Genomic DNA, 16,167 nt, shown 5'->3' with positions numbered 1-16,167 from the left:
GCGGCCGAGAGCGTGTCGCGCGCCTGCGGCACGACTTCCGTGTCGAGGCGCGAGAACAGCTGGTCGGCATTCTTCAGCGCGCTGTTCAGGTTGTTGCCGATCTGGTCGAACGGCACCTTGTCGAGCTTCTTCGCGATGTCGGCAACCTGCAGCTGCAATTCGTCGAGCGTGTTCGGAATGGTCGGCAGCTCGATCGGATCGTTCGTCACGTCGACGCTGGCAGGCGGCGCTTTCGGGAAAATATCGAGCGCCACGTAGAGCTGGCTCGTAATCAGGTTGCCGGTGCGCAGCTGGCCGCGCAGCCCGTGCTTGACCAGTTGCGCGAGCAGGTTCTGACCGGCGAGCGTGCCCGGGGCCGGCGCGGTTTCGCGGAAGCGCTTGCCGAGGCGGTCCGGATACACGTTCATCGTGACCGGCATCGTGAAGCTGCGCGTCTTCGGGTCGTAGTCGATGCCGATGTTGGTCACCTGGCCGAGCACGATGCCGCGGAAGTCGACCGGCGCGCCGATCGACAGCCCGCGCAGCGACTGGTTGAAGTTCATCACGACGCGCAGCGGGATGCCGTCCGGTTCGCGCATCGCGTCCGCTTCGTCGGAGCCGAGGCGGAACGTCTGGTTGTTCGGCGCCTGCGGGCCCATGTTCTGGCCGAGCGGCGACTGGAACGACAGGCCGCCGACGATCACCGTCGCGAGCGACTGCGTGTTCAGCTTGAAGCCGCTCGAATCGAGCCGCAGATCGACACCGCTCGCATGCCACCAGCGCGTGTTGGTGCCGACGTACTGGTCGAACGGCGCGGACACGAACACCTGCATCGTCACGCCGGTGCCGTCCTTGTCGAGCGAGAAGCCGACTACCTGGCCGACCTGCACGCGCCGGTAGAAGATCGGCGAGCCGATGTCGATCGAGCCGAGCGAGTCGCCATGCAGCGTGTACTGGCGGCCCTTCTGGTCGCCGGTGATCGGCGGCGGCGTTTCGAGGCCGACGAAGCTCTTTTCCGTTTCGGTCGAGCGGCCCGCGTCGGCGCCGATATAGGCGCCCGAAAGCAGGGTGGTCAGACCCGACACGCCGCTCGCGCCGACCCGCGGGCGCACGACCCAGAAGCGCGAGTCCTTGACCGCGAACTGTTCGCCTTCCTTGGTGAGCTGCACCTGCACGAGCACGTGCGACAGATCCTGCGCGAGCCTGATCGTCTTGACCGAGCCGACGTCGACGTCCTTGTACTTGACCTTGGTCTTGCCGGGCTCGAGCCCTTCGGCACTGATGAAGCTGATCGTGATGACGGGCCCGCGCTCGGTCACCGACTTGACCACGAGCGCGATGCCGATCAGCGCGGCGATCAGCGGAATCACCCAGACGAGCGAGGGCAGCCAGCGGCTGCGCGGCTCGATGTCGGGGTCGGGCAGATGAGGCGGCAGCTTCGGTCCGTTCGAATCGTGGCGCGGCGCATCGTCGGAAGCGGGCGTCGGTCCTTGCGGGCTAGTCATGATGAGGGTCCTGAGGTTGGGAGGGGCTGCCTTCCACGGGGTCCCAGATGAGCCGTGGATCGAATTGCATGGAGGCGATCATGGTCAGGATCACGACCGAGCCGAACGCGATCGCGCCCGGTCCGGCCGTGATCACGGCCAGCGACCTGAAGCGCACGAGTGCCACCGTGAGCGTGACGACGAACACGTCGAGCATCGACCAGCGGCCGATGCGCTCGACCATCCGGTAGAGCGTCGTGCGCTGCTGCGGACGCCAGCGCGAGCGGCGCTGCGCCGTGGCGGTCAGCAGCGCGAGCACGCCGAGCTTGAGCATCGGCACCATGATGCTCGCGATGAACACGATCACCGCGAGCGGCCAGTCGCCCGAGGTCCAGAAATAGACGACGCCGCTCATGATGGTGTCGTCCTCGGAGCCGAGCAGCGACGCGGTGTGCATCACGGGCAGCAGGTTCGCGGGAATATACAGCAGCGCGGCCGCGATCAGCAGTGCCCAGGTACGCGTCAGGCTGTCGGGATGGCGCGAGTGCAGGTGCGCGCCGCAGCGTCCGCAGTGCTGCGGCGCGCGCGAGCGCACGCGCGGCTCGACGCGTCCGCACGCATGACAGGAAATGAAGCCCGCGCGTTTCGCGGTGACGTATTTCATCGCGGGTTCATCCTTCGCGTCGAGTGGGCGGCAGCGGCCGCTTGCCGCGCCGGCCGAGTTCGTCGGCGAGGTCCCACAGCACGGCCGGGTCGAACGTGACGACCACGGCGAACATCAGCGTGAGCGCGCCGAACGCGAACAGCGCCGCTTCGGGGATCACGCGCGCGAGGCTCACCATCTTCACGATCGTAATCAGCACGCCGAGCATGAACACTTCGATCATGCCCCACGGCCGCACGAACTGGATCGCGCGCAGCACGCGGTTGAAGTGGCTCGGCACGTAGCCCGCGCGCAGCGGCACGAGCACATAGAGCAGCGCGACGAGTTCGGTGAGCGGAAAGAGGATCGTCGAGCAGAACACCATGACCGCGACGATCTGCATGTCCTCGCCCCAGAGCGCGACGAGCGCACCGAACAGCGTGGTCTGCGAGGTGATGCCGTTGGTTTCGAGTTCGACGATCGGAAAGCCCTGCGCGATCAGGAACGTGATCAGCGCGGCGAGCGTCATCGCGCAGATCGCGTCGAGCTTGCGCGAGACGCCGCGATAGAGCGTTGCGCCGCAACGCGGACAGCGCGCGGCAGTGCGGCCGACAAGCCGTGGCTTGCGGAACAGCGTATCGCATTCATGGCACGCGATCAGATTGTCATGTTCCATGCGGTAGATGGGCTAACGACGTGGAAGGCGGCGTGCAAGGTCCGTTGTGCCCGCTTGTGCCTGCTTGTGCCTGCTTGTTGCCTGCTTGTTGCCTGGGTTATGGCCTGGTTATGGCCTGTTTATGCCGGGCTTATCCCTGTGCATGCCCGTTGTGCAGGGCGCAGCGGGCGGCGGGGTGGAGCAATAGTACCAAACGCGCCCCGCCACCGCCGCTATGCGCCGTAGCAAAGTTCGGACCTGTCCGCCCCGTGCCGCGACAGCCGGCTTGCCGTGCCTGGGGTAGCATGGCGGCCTTGGCGTGTGTCGCAGCAGGGCTCCCACCGCAGGCAACGCGAAATGGCGGGGAATAGCCGGGCAAGCCGCGCCGTTAACTTCCATCCGACTGCGTTCCCTCCGACTGCGTTGCTCCGTCATGCCACTCAATCCTTCGTTCGGTACCCGGGAGTCGTACACGCGGACCGCCATCGCGTTTCACTGGCTGATCGCGCTCCTGATCGTCTGCGGCTTCGCGCTCGGCTGGGTGATGACCGACATCCCGGGCTTCACGCCCGCCAAGCTGCGTTATTTCTCCTGGCATAAATGGATCGGCGTGACCGTGTTCGCGCTCGCGATCGTGCGCATCCTGTGGCGCGCGACGCACGCCGCGCCGCCGTTGCCGCGCCGCATGCCCGCCTGGCAGCGCGGCGGCGCGCATCTCGTGCACCTGCTGCTGTACGCGCTGATGATCGCGATTCCCGCGTCCGGCTATCTGTATAGCTCGGCGGCCAACGTGCCAGTCGTCTATCTCGGGCTGATTCCGCTGCCGCGCCTGATCGCGCCGGACCCGCATCTCAAGGACCTGCTGAAGAACCTGCACATCGCGCTCAATTACACGTTGCTCGTGCTGGTCGCGCTGCACGTCGCGGCCGCGCTCAAGCATCAATGGCTCGATCGCGACGGGCTGCTTTCGCGCATGCTCCCTTTTCTCAAATAAGGACAACCATGAAGGTCTCGTTTTATCGCTACATGCTCGCCGCGTTCGCGGCGGCCTCGCTGACCGCCTCGGGCGCGGCGCTCGCACAGGTCGACGTCGCGAAGAGTTCGGTGACGGCCACCTCGAAGCAGATGAACGTGCCGGTCGAAGGCAAGTTCGGCAAGTTCAGCGCCGAGGTCAGCTTCGATCCGGCCAGGCCCGCGGCCGGCAGCGCGCAGATCAACATCGACGTCGCCAGCTACGACCTCGGCGACGAGAGCTACAACGAGCAGGTGCGCGGCAAGGAATGGTTCGACGCGAAGACGTATCCGGGCGCGACGTTCGTGTCGATCGCGATCGCGCCAGCCGGCGGCGGCAAGTTCAACGTGACGGGCAAACTGACCATCAAGGGCAAGTCGCAGACCGTGGTCGTGCCGGTCACGGTGGCGCAGCAGGGCGCGCTGCAGACCTTCGATGGTGCGTTGCCGATCAAGCGCTCGCAGTTCGACATCGGCACCGGCGAGTGGAAGGACACTTCTGTCGTCGCCGATGAGGTGCTCATCAAGTTTCATCTCGTTGCCGCGCACAAGTAGCGCGCGGCATGCGCGGCATGCGTGACATGCGTGACATGCGTGACGTGCATCCCGCGCGCTGCGCGGCCGGCTTTTTACCGGCTTCCTGCTGGTTTCTTACCGCAATCTTCACCGCGATTTTCACCGCCATCCAGGAGCATGAATTGAAAACGTCCATGTCGATCGCTGTCGGTGCGCTGGCATCCTCCCTTTCGCTCGGCGCGTTTGCCGCCGATACCTATATGCTCGATCCGACCCACACGTATCCGAGCTTCGAGGCGGATCACTTCGGCGGCCTGTCGATCTGGCGCGGCAAGTTCACGAAGACCATCGGCACGGTGACGCTCGATCGCGCGGCGAAAACCGGCACGGTGGACGTAACCGTCGATCCCGCTTCGGTGCAGACCGGCAACGGCAAGCTCGACGAGCACCTGAAGGCGGCCGAGTTCTTCGACGTCGCCCAATATCCGGGCGTGACCTACAAGGGCACCGGAATTAAATTCGACGGCGACAAGCCGGTCGAGGTGATCGGCAACCTGACGATTCGCGGCATCACGAAGCCGGTGAATCTGAAGATCGATTCGTTCAAGTGCATGCCGCACCCGGTGCTCAAGCGCGAAGTCTGCGGCGTCGAGGCGAGTACCGAATTCAACCGCGCCGATTTCGGCATGGACTTCGGCGCGAAGTACGGCTTCGGCATGGAGACGCGTTTGCATATCCAGTCCGAAGGCATCAAGCAGCAGTAAACGCGCTGCTTTCGCGACTGCCGTCGCCGCGAAGCGAGCCGCGCACTGTCTCGCTTCGCGCTGCGCCGCAACACGAAAACCGCTTCGATCGCTCGCACGACGAAGCGGTTTTTTACCGCTGCTACCGAATGCCGCGCCCTTATGTGGCGGGCCTCCGCTATTTGCCGCTCGCCTCGTTTTATTTTTTCAGTTAAATAGAACGCATGAAGCCATGCCGGTGATGCGCGTAGCCGGTGCGGCCTGCGCGGCACAGCGCCTTCGCCGATAAATATTGCGCGCGGCACAGGAGATCGGGATGAATGCAACGACAGCAGCAAGCATCGCGGGAAGCCGGCACAGCTCGTGGCGCGCCGTGGCGGCGGCCTCGATCGGCAACGCGCTCGAATGGTTCGATCTGGTCGTGTACGGTTTTTTCGCCGTCATTATCTCGAAGCTGTTTTTTCCGGCCGGCAACGAGACGGTCTCGCTGCTGCTCACGCTCGGCACGTTCGGCGTGTCGTTCTTCATGCGGCCGCTCGGCGCGATCGTGATCGGCGCGTACTCGGACCGCGCGGGGCGCAAGGCGGCGCTCACGCTGTCCATCGCGCTGATGATGACCGGCACGCTCATCATCGCGGTCCTGCCGACCTATCAGAGCATCGGCCTCGCCGCGCCGCTGATCCTCGTGGTCGCGCGCTTGATGCAGGGCTTCTCGGCGGGCGGCGAGTTCGGCAGCGCGACCGCGTTTCTCGCCGAGCACGTGCCGGACCGGCGCGGCTTCTACGCAAGCTGGCAGATGGCGAGCCAAGGGCTCACGACGCTGCTCGCCGCCGGCTTCGGCGCGCTGCTGACCGGCAGCCTCTCGCCGCAGCAGATGACGTCGTGGGGCTGGCGCGTGCCATTCGTCTTCGGTCTGCTGATCGGCCCGGTCGCGCTCTATATCCGCACGAAGCTCGACGAGACGCCCGAATTCCTCGCCGCCGAAACGACGCAGACGCCGCTGCGCGATACGTTCGCGACGCAGAAACTGCGGCTCGTGATCGCGATGGGCGTGGTCGTGCTCGGGACCGTGTCCTCGTACCTGGTGCTGTTCATGCCGACCTATGGCGTGAAGCAGTTGGGGTTCGCGCCGTCGGTCGCGTTTTCGGCGATTGCGGTGACGGGGCTGATCCAGATGGTGCTCTCGCCCGTGGCCGGGCATCTGTCGGACCTGCATGGACGCACGCGCATCATGCTGAGCGCGGCCGGCCTGCTGCTCGTGCTGGTCTATCCGGCGTTTCTGTATCTGATCGCGCATCCGAGCTTCGGCACGCTGATCGTGTGGCAGATCGTGTTCGGTATTCTCGTGAGCGGCTACTTCGGCGCGACGCCGGGTTTGCTGTCGGAAATCTTTCCGGTGCAGACGCGCACGACCGGCATGTCGCTCGCGTATAACATCGCGGTGACGGTCTTCGGCGGCTTCGGGCCGTTCATCATCGCGTGGCTGATCGGCGCGACCGGTTCGAAAGCCGCGCCGAGCTATTACGTGATGTTTGCCGCGCTGGTGAGCATCGCGGCGTTGATGGGGGCGCGGCGCAGGTTGGGGTTCCGGTAGCTGGATTGCAGCCTGATGCGGGTTCAGTGCACTTTTTCCGTCATGTGCCCGGCGGCACGAAGCCGCCCGGCGGGTCGCTACTCGCTTAGAAGGCGCTTCAGTTCGTCGAGAAACGATGCCGTCGTGTGGCCCCATAGCTTCGGATTGAAATCCTGTCCGTACTTTTCATAAAAGGCACTGTCCAGGTTTTCGCCGCAGCTTGCCGCCAGTCTGTTAATTTCATCGATAGCAGACTGGCGCATTTCAGGCGTAATTCCATTTTTATAAATGCTAACAATTTCCTCAATCGAGTCTGCGTGGTAGTGATAATCCTGATTCAGGTATCCGCCAAAGAGGATATCGAGATTTGGGTATGAGGGATTATTTTCTGCGCGAGTCATCATTGGGTGTATGTCTTCCCAGCCTCTGATTAAGCGCTATCGTTTCACGCGTGTGCGGCATGGTTGCAAGGCGGAGTAAACGTAAAAGGCCGGTTTGCAATGAACCGGCCTTTTGACTCTTTCGGCTCGCGCAATCCGTGAGCTATGCGCGAATCCGCATCAGACTTGCGCGCCCGCGTTCGGATCGTTCGGATCGACGCGGTCCTTCTTTTCCTTCAGCAAGTCTTCGCGCTTGACGCCGAACCACATCGCGAGCGCCGCGGCGACGAACACCGACGAGTAGATACCGAACAGAATACCGACCGTCAGCGCGAGCGCGAAGTAGTGCAGCGTCGGGCCGCCGAACAGGAACATCGACAGCACCATCATCTGCGTACAGCCGTGCGTGATGATGGTTCGCGACATCGTGCTCGTGATCGCGTGGTTGATCACTTCGATCACGCTCATCTTGCGTTCGCGGCGGAAGGTCTCGCGAATCCGGTCGAAAATAACGACCGATTCGTTGACCGAGTAGCCAAGCACCGCGAGCACCGCGGCCAGCACCGACAGCGAGAACTCCCACTGGAAGAACGCGAAGAAGCCGAGAATGATCACGACGTCGTGCAGGTTGGCGATCACGCCGGCCACCGCATACTTCCATTCGAAGCGGAACGACAGGTAGATCACGATGCCGACCACCACGCACGCGAGCGCGAGCAGACCGTCGGTGGCGAGTTCCTTGCCGACCTGCGGGCCGACGAATTCGACGCGCTGCAACTGCACCTCGGGCGTATCGGCCTTCAGCGCGCCCATCACCTGTTCGCTCTGTTGCGCGGACGTGTAGCCCGTTTTGAGCGGCAGGCGGATCAGCACGTCGCGCGAGGAGCCGAAGTTCTGCACCTGCGCGTCGGCATAGCCGAGCTTGCCGAGCGTGTTACGCACCGGGTCGAGCGGCACCGCGCCCGGATACTGCACTTCGATCACGGTACCGCCGGTGAATTCCACCGACAGATGCAGCCCGCGATGCACGAGGAAGAACACCGCGGCGAGGAAGGTGATCAGCGAGATCGCGTTGAAGACCAACGCGCGCTGCATGAACGGAATGTCTTTGCGGAAACGGAAAAATTCCATGGTCTTGTTCTCCGGGACTCAGCGGGATGAACCCGGTTTCTCCGGCGTCGAGGCGCTCGACGCCGGCGTGCCTGGCGCATTGCGTCGGCGCACGGTCGGCTTCGCGCGGCCTTGCGCGCCGGCCGCGGCCTTTGCGCCCGCCTTCGGATTGGCCTTGGCGGCGGCCTTCGTGGCGGCGATGGCCTGCGCGGTGTCGGTCGCGTCGTCGTCGCTGCCGAGGCTATTGCCGGCGTAGGCGGCGCCTGCTCCCGCCGTTTGCGGACGCCACACCTGGCCGATCGACAGCGACTTCAGCTTCTTCTTGCCGCCGTACCAGAAGTTGACCACGCCGCGCGAGAAGAACACGGCCGAGAACATCGACGTCAGAATGCCGATACAGTGAACCATCGCGAAGCCGCGCACCGGACCCGAGCCGAATGCGAGCAGCGCGAGGCCGGCGATCAGCGTGGTCACGTTCGAGTCGAGAATCGTCGCCCATGCGTGCTCGTAGCCGTTCTGGATCGCCAGTTGCGGCGGCGCGCCGTGGCGCAGTTCTTCGCGCACGCGCTCGTTGATCAGCACGTTCGCGTCGATCGCCATACCGAGCGCGAGCGCGATAGCGGCGATACCCGGCAGCGTGAGCGTGGCCTGCAGCATCGACAGCACCGCGACCAGCAGCAGCAGGTTCACCGAGAGGCCGATCATCGAGATCACGCCGAACAGCATGTAGTACGCGATCATGAACACGGCGATCGCCGCGAAGCCCCACACCACCGAGTGGAAGCCCTTCTTGATGTTGTCGGCGCCGAGGCTCGGGCCGATCGTGCGTTCCTCGATGATTTCCATCGGCGCGGCGAGCGAACCGGCGCGCAGGAGCAGCGCGAGGTCGGTGGCCGCTTGCGGGGTCGGCTGGCCGGTGATCTGGAAGCGGTCGCCGAGTTCGGACTGGATGGTCGCGACCGTCAGCACCTCGCCCTTGCCGCGCTCGAACAGCACCATCGCCATCGGCTTGCCGATGTTGTCGCGCGACACGCTGCGCACCGCGCGGCCGCCGGCCGAGTCGAGACGGATGTTGACCGACGGACGCTGATGCTCGTCGAAGCCCGCCGACGCGTCGATGATGCGGTCGCCGGTGAAGATCACCTGCTTGCGCAGCAGCACCGGCACCTGGTTGCCTTGCGTGAACAGTTCGTCGCCCGGCGGTACCGGGTCGTTCGGGTTCGGATGCGTGTTGACCGGGTCGGCGAGACGCGCTTCGAGCGTCGCCGTGCGGCCGATGATGTCCTTCGCCTTCGCGGTGTCCTGCACGCCCGGCAGTTCGACCACGATGCGGTCCGTGCCCTGCTGCTGGATCACCGGCTCGGCTACGCCGAGTTCGTTCACGCGGTTATGCAGCGTCGTGATGTTCTGCTTGAGCGCGGCGTCCTGCACCGCGCGCTGCACGGCCGGCGTGAACGTGCCGACCAGCTGCACGCCGCCGTCCGCGCCGGTGTTCGGCTGCGAGGCCCACTGGAGTTCGCTGACGCTGCGGCTGAGCAGCTTGAGCGCCGCATCCGCCGTGGCCTGGTCGGCCAGATTCACCACCACCGACTGGTTTACGCGATTCACGCCGCCGTCGCGGACGTTGTTGTCGCGCAGCAGCGTGCGCACGTCCGAGGCGTCCGAATCGAGCTTCTTGTTCAGTGCGCCGGCCATGTCGACCTGCAGCAGGAAGTGCACGCCGCCGCGCAGGTCGAGACCGAGGTACATCGGCAGCGCGCGCAGCGCGGTCAGCCAGTTCGGCGAGGCGCTTTGCAGGTTCAGCGCGACGATGTACTGCGGATCGTTCGGGTCGCTATTGAGCGACTTCTGCAACAGGTCCTTCACGCGCAGCTGCGTGTCGGTGTCCGTGAGGCGCACGCGGATGTTCGCGTTGTTCTGCGAGTTGTCGAACGTGACCGCGGTCGGCTTGATCTGATTGCCGGCGAGCGCGGCTTCGACCGACGCGAGCGTCGTGGCGTCGAGCCTGACCGTCGCCTTGCCGCTCGACACCTGCACGGCCGGCGCTTCGCCGTACAGGTTGGGCAGCGTGTACACGAGGCCGATGACCAGAGCCACCAGCATCACGGCGTATTTCCAGAGGGGGTAGCGATTCATGAGTGGTCCAACGGGAAGGTTGGCTTGGATGCGATGCGTCCGGCGATGAGCGCGGGCGGTTCAGCGCGGGGAGGGCATGAACCGCCGGCGAGGCCGCGCCGGACGCGGGGAGAGCAGGCCTTACAGCGACTTGATCGTGCCCTTCGGGAGAATCGTCGTGACCGACGCCTTTTGCACGGTGATTTCCGTGCCTTCCGAGACTTCGATGCCGACGTAGGCTTCGCCCACCTTCGTCACCTTGCCGACGATGCCGCCGTTCGTCACGACTTCATCGCCCTTGGCCATCGCCGCGAGCATGTTGCGATGTTCCTTCTGACGCTTCATTTGCGGGCGAATCATGATGAAGTACAGCACGCCGAACATCAGGATCAGCGGCAGGAAGCTCATCAGGTTCGATTCGATGCCACCTGCTGCAGCGCCTTGAGCATAGGCATTGGAAATGAACGACACGTTGGTCTCTCCGTTATCAGTCAAACGAACAAAAAATCAGCCGATTATTCTACCACCGGCCGCACACGCGCCGGCACGGCGAATCGGCTTTGCGATCAACCGTTTAAAGCCGCGCCTGCGGCCCGCGTGGCGGGCCTCGGCGCGCGGCCGGCGAAAGTGAATTGTAAGTTTATGCGCGCGGCCGTGGGTGGCCGGGTGGATTCCTCAGCGGAATCAGTGTGCCGCACGATCATGACGACGGCTCGACGCCGCGCGCGCGGTCCTCGTGAAAACGCTTGCGGAATGTGTCGAACATTTTTGCGTCGATCGCGTCGCGCATTTCCTGCATCAGTTCGAGGTAGTAGTGCAGGTTGTGAATCGTGTTCAGCTGCGCGCCGAGGATTTCTCCGACCCGGTGCAGGTGGTGCAGATAGCCGCGCGTGAAGTTGCGGCAGGTGTAGCAGCCGCATTGCTCGTCGAGCGGGCGCAGCGAGTTCTTGTGCGTCGCGTTGCGGATCTTGATGTCGCCGAAGCGCGTGAAGAGCCAGCCGTTGCGCGCGTTGCGCGTCGGCATCACGCAGTCGAACATGTCGACGCCGGCGGCGACGCCCGCCACGAGGTCTTCCGGCGTGCCGACGCCCATCAGGTAGTGCGGCTTGTTGGCCGGCAGCTTTGGGCCGATGTGGTTCAGAACCCGCATCATGTCCTCCTTCGGCTCGCCGACCGACAGCCCGCCGATCGCGAGGCCGTGGAAGTTTTTCTCCGCGAGACCGGCGAGCGATTCGTCGCGCAGGTCCTCGAACATGCCGCCCTGCACGATGCCGAACAGTGCATTCGGATTGCCGAGGCGCTGGAATTCGTCGATCGAGCGCTGCGCCCAGCGCATCGACATGCGCATCGAGTCGGCCGCTTCCTTGTGCGAGGTCGGGATGTTGTTGGTCGCGTACGGCGTGCACTCGTCGAACTGCATGACGATGTCCGAATTCAGCACCTTCTGGATCTGCATCGACACTTCCGGCGACAGGAACAGCCGGTCGCCGTTGATCGGCGAGGCGAACGTGACGCCGTCCTCGGTGATCTTGCGCAGATCGCCGAGCGAGAACACCTGGAAGCCGCCCGAGTCGGTCAGAATCGGCTTGTTCCAGCCCATGAAGCCGTGCAGGCCGCCGTGCGCTCCGATCGTTTCGAGCCCCGGGCGCAGCCACAGGTGAAACGTATTGCCGAGGATGATCTGCGCGTGCATTTCCTCGAGCTCGCGCGGCTGGACCGCTTTCACGGTGCCGTAGGTGCCGACCGGCATGAAGATCGGCGTCTCGACCACGCCGTGATTGAGCGTGACGCGGCCGCGGCGCGCGAGGCCGTCGGTGCCGAGCAGTTCGAATTTGAGGCCATTCTCCGGGTGCTCGTGAGCCGCTTGTTGCAACGATGGATGACCAATGGTCATGGAGTGACTCCTGTGCTACCGGAAAACAGTCCGGCGCAAACAATGAAAACCGCCACGAGGGATCGCGGCGGCTGGGAAAACTGCCAATACGTCAAAGCAGAAGCTATGCTCGAGCCGGCTCAAACCTCGCGCCGCGTCAGCAGCATCGCGTCGCCGTAGCTGAAAAAGCGATAGCGCTCGTCGATCGCATGACGATACGCGGCGCGAATCGTCTCGACGCCCGCGAACGCCGACACCAGCATCAGCAGCGTCGACTTCGGCAAATGGAAATTCGTCACCAGCCGGTCGACCACGCGGAACCGGTAGCCCGGCGTGATGAAGATGTCGGTTTCGGCGCTCGCCGCGGCGAGCGGGTGGCCGGCCGCTTCGGCGTCGCGCGCGGCGGCTTCGAGCGCGCGCATCGAGGTGGTGCCGACCGCGATCACGCGATTGCCGCGTGCTTTGGTCGCGGCGATCCGGTCCGCGAGCGCTTGCGGCAGGTGATACCACTCGCTGTGCATCTTGTGCTCGGCGATGTTCTCGACGCGCACCGGCTGGAACGTGCCCGCGCCGACGTGCAGCGTCAGCGTCGCGCGTTCGACGCCGTGCGCATCGAGCCTCGCGAGCAGCGCGTCGTCGAAGTGCAGGCCGGCGGTGGGCGCGGCGACCGCGCCCGGATTCTGCGCGAACACGGTCTGGTAGCGGGTTTCGTCGGTCGCGTCGGGATCGTGCTCGATGTAGGGCGGCAGCGGCAGGCGGCCGTATTGCTCGATCAGCGTGAGGCAGTCGGCGGGGAAATGCAGCGTGTAGAACGGGTCGACGCGCTCGCCGACCGTGACGTCGAACGCATCCGCGAGACGGATCGTGGTGCCTGGCTGCGGGCTCTTGCTCGCGCGAATCTGCGCGAGCGCGTCGCGTTCGCCGGTCAGGCGCTCGACCAGCACCTCGATCTTGCCGCCGCTCGCCTTCTGGCCGAAGAAGCGCGCCTTCAGCACCTTGGTATCGTTGAAGACGAGCAGGTCGCCCGGCGCGAGGCATTCGGGCAGCTCGGTGAAGCGGCGGTCGATCAGGCGCGCGGCGCCCGCGGCGTCCACGTCGAGCAGACGGCTCGCGCTGCGCTCGGGCAACGCGACTTGCGCGATCAGCTCGGGCGGCAGATCGAAATCGAAATCGGAAAGCGTAAACATGCGAACGACTGGAAGCGGGTTGGGACTGATTTGGGACTGAATTGAGCCGAAGCCGGAGCCGGGCCGCTATGATGGCGGGACGCCGGAGCGGTCCGCGCGCACCCTGTGCCGCATCCCGTATGCGCCAGAGCGCGAAGGGCGGCACGACCTTTTCTTTCGACAGCAGCCGATATTGTACTTGCGAAGCAGCCCATGCCTTTGTCCGACCGCCGATTGTCCACCGCCACCCCAGACGCGGGCGCCGAGCCGCGCCGCCGCGGCGCGCGGAGCGAGGCGGGGGAAGGCGGTGCGGCGGAAGGCGGATCGCGAGGTGCGGGAGAGCGCGTGATGGCGGCTGGCCATCGTGGTACGCCTCGCGGTGAAGAAAGCGGTGAGGGGGCGGGCGATACGGCGAGTACACCGCCGGGTGGCGACGTGAAGAGCAAACCCGCCGCGAATGTCGGCATCGAGGCTGCGGCTGAAGCGGCAGGCGAGGCCGACGCCAAAGACACAGCCGAGGCCGTGGCAAAGCGCAGAACCAAAGCCAGCAGCGAGACCGGCGCCAAAGGCTCCGCCGAGGCCGCCACCAAACCCGCCGCCCAAGCCGCCTCGAAACCCGCGCTCAAAACCGCCGACAAACTCGCCAAGCTCGGCCTCACCCGCGACATCGACCTCGTGCTGCATCTGCCGATGCGCTACGAGGACGAAACCTCGCTGACGCCGATCGGCCATCTGCTGCCGGGCGGCATCGCGCAAACCGAAGGCGTCGTGTTCGACAACGAGATCGCCTACCGCCCGCGCCGTCAGCTACTCGTGAAGCTGCATGACGATGCCGGCGACGAACTCGTGCTGCGCTTTCTGAACTTCTACGGCTCGCAGGTCAAGCAGATGGCGATCGGCGCGCGGCTGCGCGTGCGCGGCGACGTGCGCGGCGGCTTCTTCGGCATGGAGATGGTGCATCCGGCCGTGCGCGCGGTCGAGGCGGACACGCCGCTGCCGCAGGCGTTGACACCGGTCTATCCGAGCACCGCGGGCGTGTCGCAGGCGTATCTGCGCAAGGCGATCGACAACGCGCTCGCGCGTACCTCGCTGCCGGAACTGCTGCCCGCGCCGGTCGCGCGCGCGTTTCTCGATCCGCTCGGCGTGCCCGGGCTGATGGACGCGGTGCGTACGCTGCATCATCCGGGCGCGCAGTCCGACGAAACCGCGCTGATCGACGGCACACATCCGGCGTGGGTGCGCATCAAGTTCGAGGAACTGCTCGCGCAGCAGATGTCGCTCAAGCGCGCCCACGACGAGCGCCGCACGCGCGCCGCGCCGGCCATGCCGCGCCGCAAGCTCGGCGACGACGCGGCGCTGGTCGCGCGGCTGCTGAAGGCGCTGCCGTTTTCGCTGACGGCGGCGCAGGAGCGCGTCGGTGGCGAGATCGCGCTCGATCTGACGCAGCCGCATCCGATGCAGCGCCTGTTGCAGGGCGACGTCGGCAGCGGCAAGACGATCGTCGCCGCGCTCGCCGCCGCGCAGGCGATCGATGCCGGCTACCAGGCCGCGCTGATGGCGCCGACCGAAATCCTCGCCGAGCAGCACGCGCGCAAGCTGCGCGGCTGGCTCGAACCGCTCGGCGTGAACGTCGCGTGGCTCGCGGGCAGTCTGAAGGCGAAGGAGAAGCGCGCCGCGATCGAAGCGGCGGCGCTCGGCACCGCGCAGCTTGTGATCGGCACGCATGCGATCATCCAGGACGCGGTCGAGTTCGCGCGGCTCGGCCTCGTGATCGTCGACGAACAGCATCGCTTCGGCGTCGCGCAGCGGCTCGCGCTGCGCGCCAAGGCGCAGAACGCCGCCGACGGCGCACGCGATTTCCAGCCGCATCAGCTGATGATGTCCGCGACGCCGATTCCGCGCACGCTCGCGATGACCTACTACGCCGACCTCGACGTTTCCACGATCGACGAACTGCCGCCCGGCCGCACGCCGATCCTGACCAAGCTCGTCTCCGACGCGCGCCGCGAAGAGGTGATCGGCCGCGTGCGCGAGGCGGCGCTGACGGGGCGCCAGGTGTACTGGGTGTGTCCGCTGATCGAGGAAAGCGAGACCTTGCAGTTGCAGACCGCGGTCGAGACCTACGAAACGCTCGCGGCCGCGCTGCCCGGACTGAAGGTCGGGCTCGTGCACGGGCGCCTCGCGCCGGCCGAGAAGGCCGCCGTGATGGATGCGTTCTCGCGCAACGAAATCCAGCTGCTGGTCGCGACGACCGTGATCGAAGTGGGCGTCGACGTGCCGAACGCGTCGCTGATGGTGATCGAGCATGCCGAGCGCTTCGGTCTCGCGCAGCTGCACCAGTTGCGCGGTCGCGTGGGGCGCGGCAGCGCCGCGTCGGTCTGCGTGCTGCTCTATACGGGACCGCTGTCGATGACCGCGCGCTCGCGTCTGCAAACGATGCGCGAAACCACCGACGGCTTCGAGATCGCACGCCGCGACCTCGAAATTCGCGGGCCGGGCGAGTTTCTTGGCGCGCGGCAGTCGGGCGCGGCGATGCTGCGTTTCGCCGATCTGCAGAACGACCAGTGGCTGATCGAGCCCGCGCGCGAGGCAGCCGCGGTGCTGCTCGAAAAATACCCCGAGGTGGTGTTGCAGCATCTCGCGCGCTGGCTCGGCGCGCGCGAGCAATATCTGAAAGCGTGATAGTGGGCGCGTGCGCGGGCTTGAAGGCGCGGGCGGGTTCGGCTTGATGGCGCGTAACGGCGCCTCGGTGCGCGCGAAGCCGTGCGTGCACCGAGGCGCACAACTGCCGCACCTAAGCGCACCTAAGCGCGAATCCGCGCGACCCAACCCCGCCAAACGCTCGCCGAAAATCCCGCAAAGGTTGGCGAACCGACCCTATAGGTGTATAACTAGAACCTATCAAACCCTCCATACTGA

General features: G+C 65.5%; 14 protein-coding genes. 5 read left to right on the top strand and 9 right to left on the bottom strand.

What is annotated here, in order from left to right:
* From F3J20_RS19615 to F3J20_RS19605, 3 genes are all read right to left on the bottom strand, one after another.
* On the bottom strand, positions 1 to 1,484 hold a 1,484-nt coding region (locus F3J20_RS19615; protein WP_167284250.1), incomplete at its 3' end, for an MlaD family protein.
* Positions 1,477 to 2,127: a paraquat-inducible protein A gene (locus F3J20_RS19610; RefSeq protein ID WP_167035931.1), complete on the bottom strand. Its 651-nt coding sequence runs from the start codon at positions 2,125 to 2,127 to the stop codon at positions 1,477 to 1,479. The genes F3J20_RS19615 and F3J20_RS19610, both read right to left, overlap by 8 nt.
* 7 nt (positions 2,128 to 2,134) lie before the next feature.
* Entirely contained in the window at positions 2,135 to 2,782 is a 648-nt protein-coding gene (locus F3J20_RS19605) for a paraquat-inducible protein A (RefSeq protein WP_205192436.1), read from the bottom strand.
* Between the two features lie 412 nt (positions 2,783 to 3,194).
* Between F3J20_RS19605 and F3J20_RS19600 the strand changes: the two genes are divergently transcribed.
* From F3J20_RS19600 to F3J20_RS19585, 4 genes are all read left to right on the top strand, one after another.
* A complete protein-coding gene (locus F3J20_RS19600) occupies positions 3,195 to 3,755 on the top strand; it encodes a cytochrome b (RefSeq protein WP_167035934.1) in 561 nt (186 codons plus the stop codon).
* Between the two features lie 8 nt (positions 3,756 to 3,763).
* The gene (locus tag F3J20_RS19595; RefSeq protein WP_167035936.1) at positions 3,764 to 4,327 is read left to right on the top strand and encodes a YceI family protein; all 564 of its coding nucleotides are present in this window, start codon (positions 3,764 to 3,766) and stop codon (positions 4,325 to 4,327) included.
* A 155-nt stretch (positions 4,328 to 4,482) separates the two neighbouring features.
* Complete coding sequence (locus F3J20_RS19590) at positions 4,483 to 5,052, top strand: YceI family protein (RefSeq protein ID WP_167035939.1); 570 nt, start codon at positions 4,483 to 4,485, stop codon at positions 5,050 to 5,052.
* A 295-nt stretch (positions 5,053 to 5,347) separates the two neighbouring features.
* The gene (locus F3J20_RS19585; protein WP_167284249.1) at positions 5,348 to 6,625 is read left to right on the top strand and encodes an MFS transporter; all 1,278 of its coding nucleotides are present in this window, start codon (positions 5,348 to 5,350) and stop codon (positions 6,623 to 6,625) included.
* 77 nt (positions 6,626 to 6,702) lie between these two features.
* On the opposite strand, the gene F3J20_RS19580 is transcribed toward F3J20_RS19585, so the two are convergent.
* From F3J20_RS19580 to queA, 6 genes are all read right to left on the bottom strand, one after another.
* Entirely contained in the window at positions 6,703 to 7,005 is a 303-nt protein-coding gene (locus F3J20_RS19580; protein ID WP_167036906.1) for a contact-dependent growth inhibition system immunity protein, read from the bottom strand.
* A 159-nt stretch (positions 7,006 to 7,164) separates the two neighbouring features.
* Positions 7,165 to 8,115: a protein translocase subunit SecF gene (gene secF, locus F3J20_RS19575; protein ID WP_167035945.1), complete on the bottom strand. Its 951-nt coding sequence runs from the start codon at positions 8,113 to 8,115 to the stop codon at positions 7,165 to 7,167.
* A gap of 18 nt (positions 8,116 to 8,133) precedes the next feature.
* Positions 8,134 to 10,230, bottom strand: coding sequence for a protein translocase subunit SecD (secD, locus tag F3J20_RS19570; protein WP_167035948.1), 2,097 nt, complete (start codon positions 10,228 to 10,230; stop codon positions 8,134 to 8,136).
* Between the two features lie 120 nt (positions 10,231 to 10,350).
* Positions 10,351 to 10,680, bottom strand: coding sequence for a preprotein translocase subunit YajC (yajC, locus tag F3J20_RS19565; protein ID WP_167035951.1), 330 nt, complete (start codon positions 10,678 to 10,680; stop codon positions 10,351 to 10,353).
* A 229-nt stretch (positions 10,681 to 10,909) separates the two neighbouring features.
* Positions 10,910 to 12,103: a tRNA guanosine(34) transglycosylase Tgt gene (gene tgt, locus F3J20_RS19560; protein WP_167284248.1), complete on the bottom strand. Its 1,194-nt coding sequence runs from the start codon at positions 12,101 to 12,103 to the stop codon at positions 10,910 to 10,912.
* A gap of 119 nt (positions 12,104 to 12,222) precedes the next feature.
* The gene (queA, locus tag F3J20_RS19555; RefSeq protein WP_167284247.1) at positions 12,223 to 13,269 is read right to left on the bottom strand and encodes a tRNA preQ1(34) S-adenosylmethionine ribosyltransferase-isomerase QueA; all 1,047 of its coding nucleotides are present in this window, start codon (positions 13,267 to 13,269) and stop codon (positions 12,223 to 12,225) included.
* Between the two features lie 192 nt (positions 13,270 to 13,461).
* On the opposite strand from queA, the gene recG reads away from it, so the two are divergent.
* Entirely contained in the window at positions 13,462 to 15,930 is a 2,469-nt protein-coding gene (recG, locus tag F3J20_RS19550; RefSeq protein WP_167284246.1) for an ATP-dependent DNA helicase RecG, read from the top strand.
* Positions 15,931 to 16,167: the final 237 nt, after the last annotated feature.

The organism is Paraburkholderia sp. Cy-641 (assembly GCF_011752945.1).
GTDB lineage: Bacteria > Pseudomonadota > Gammaproteobacteria > Burkholderiales > Burkholderiaceae > Paraburkholderia.
The sequence above is the reverse complement of the archived record's forward strand: the minus strand, read 5'-3'. Positions and strand labels throughout refer to the sequence as shown.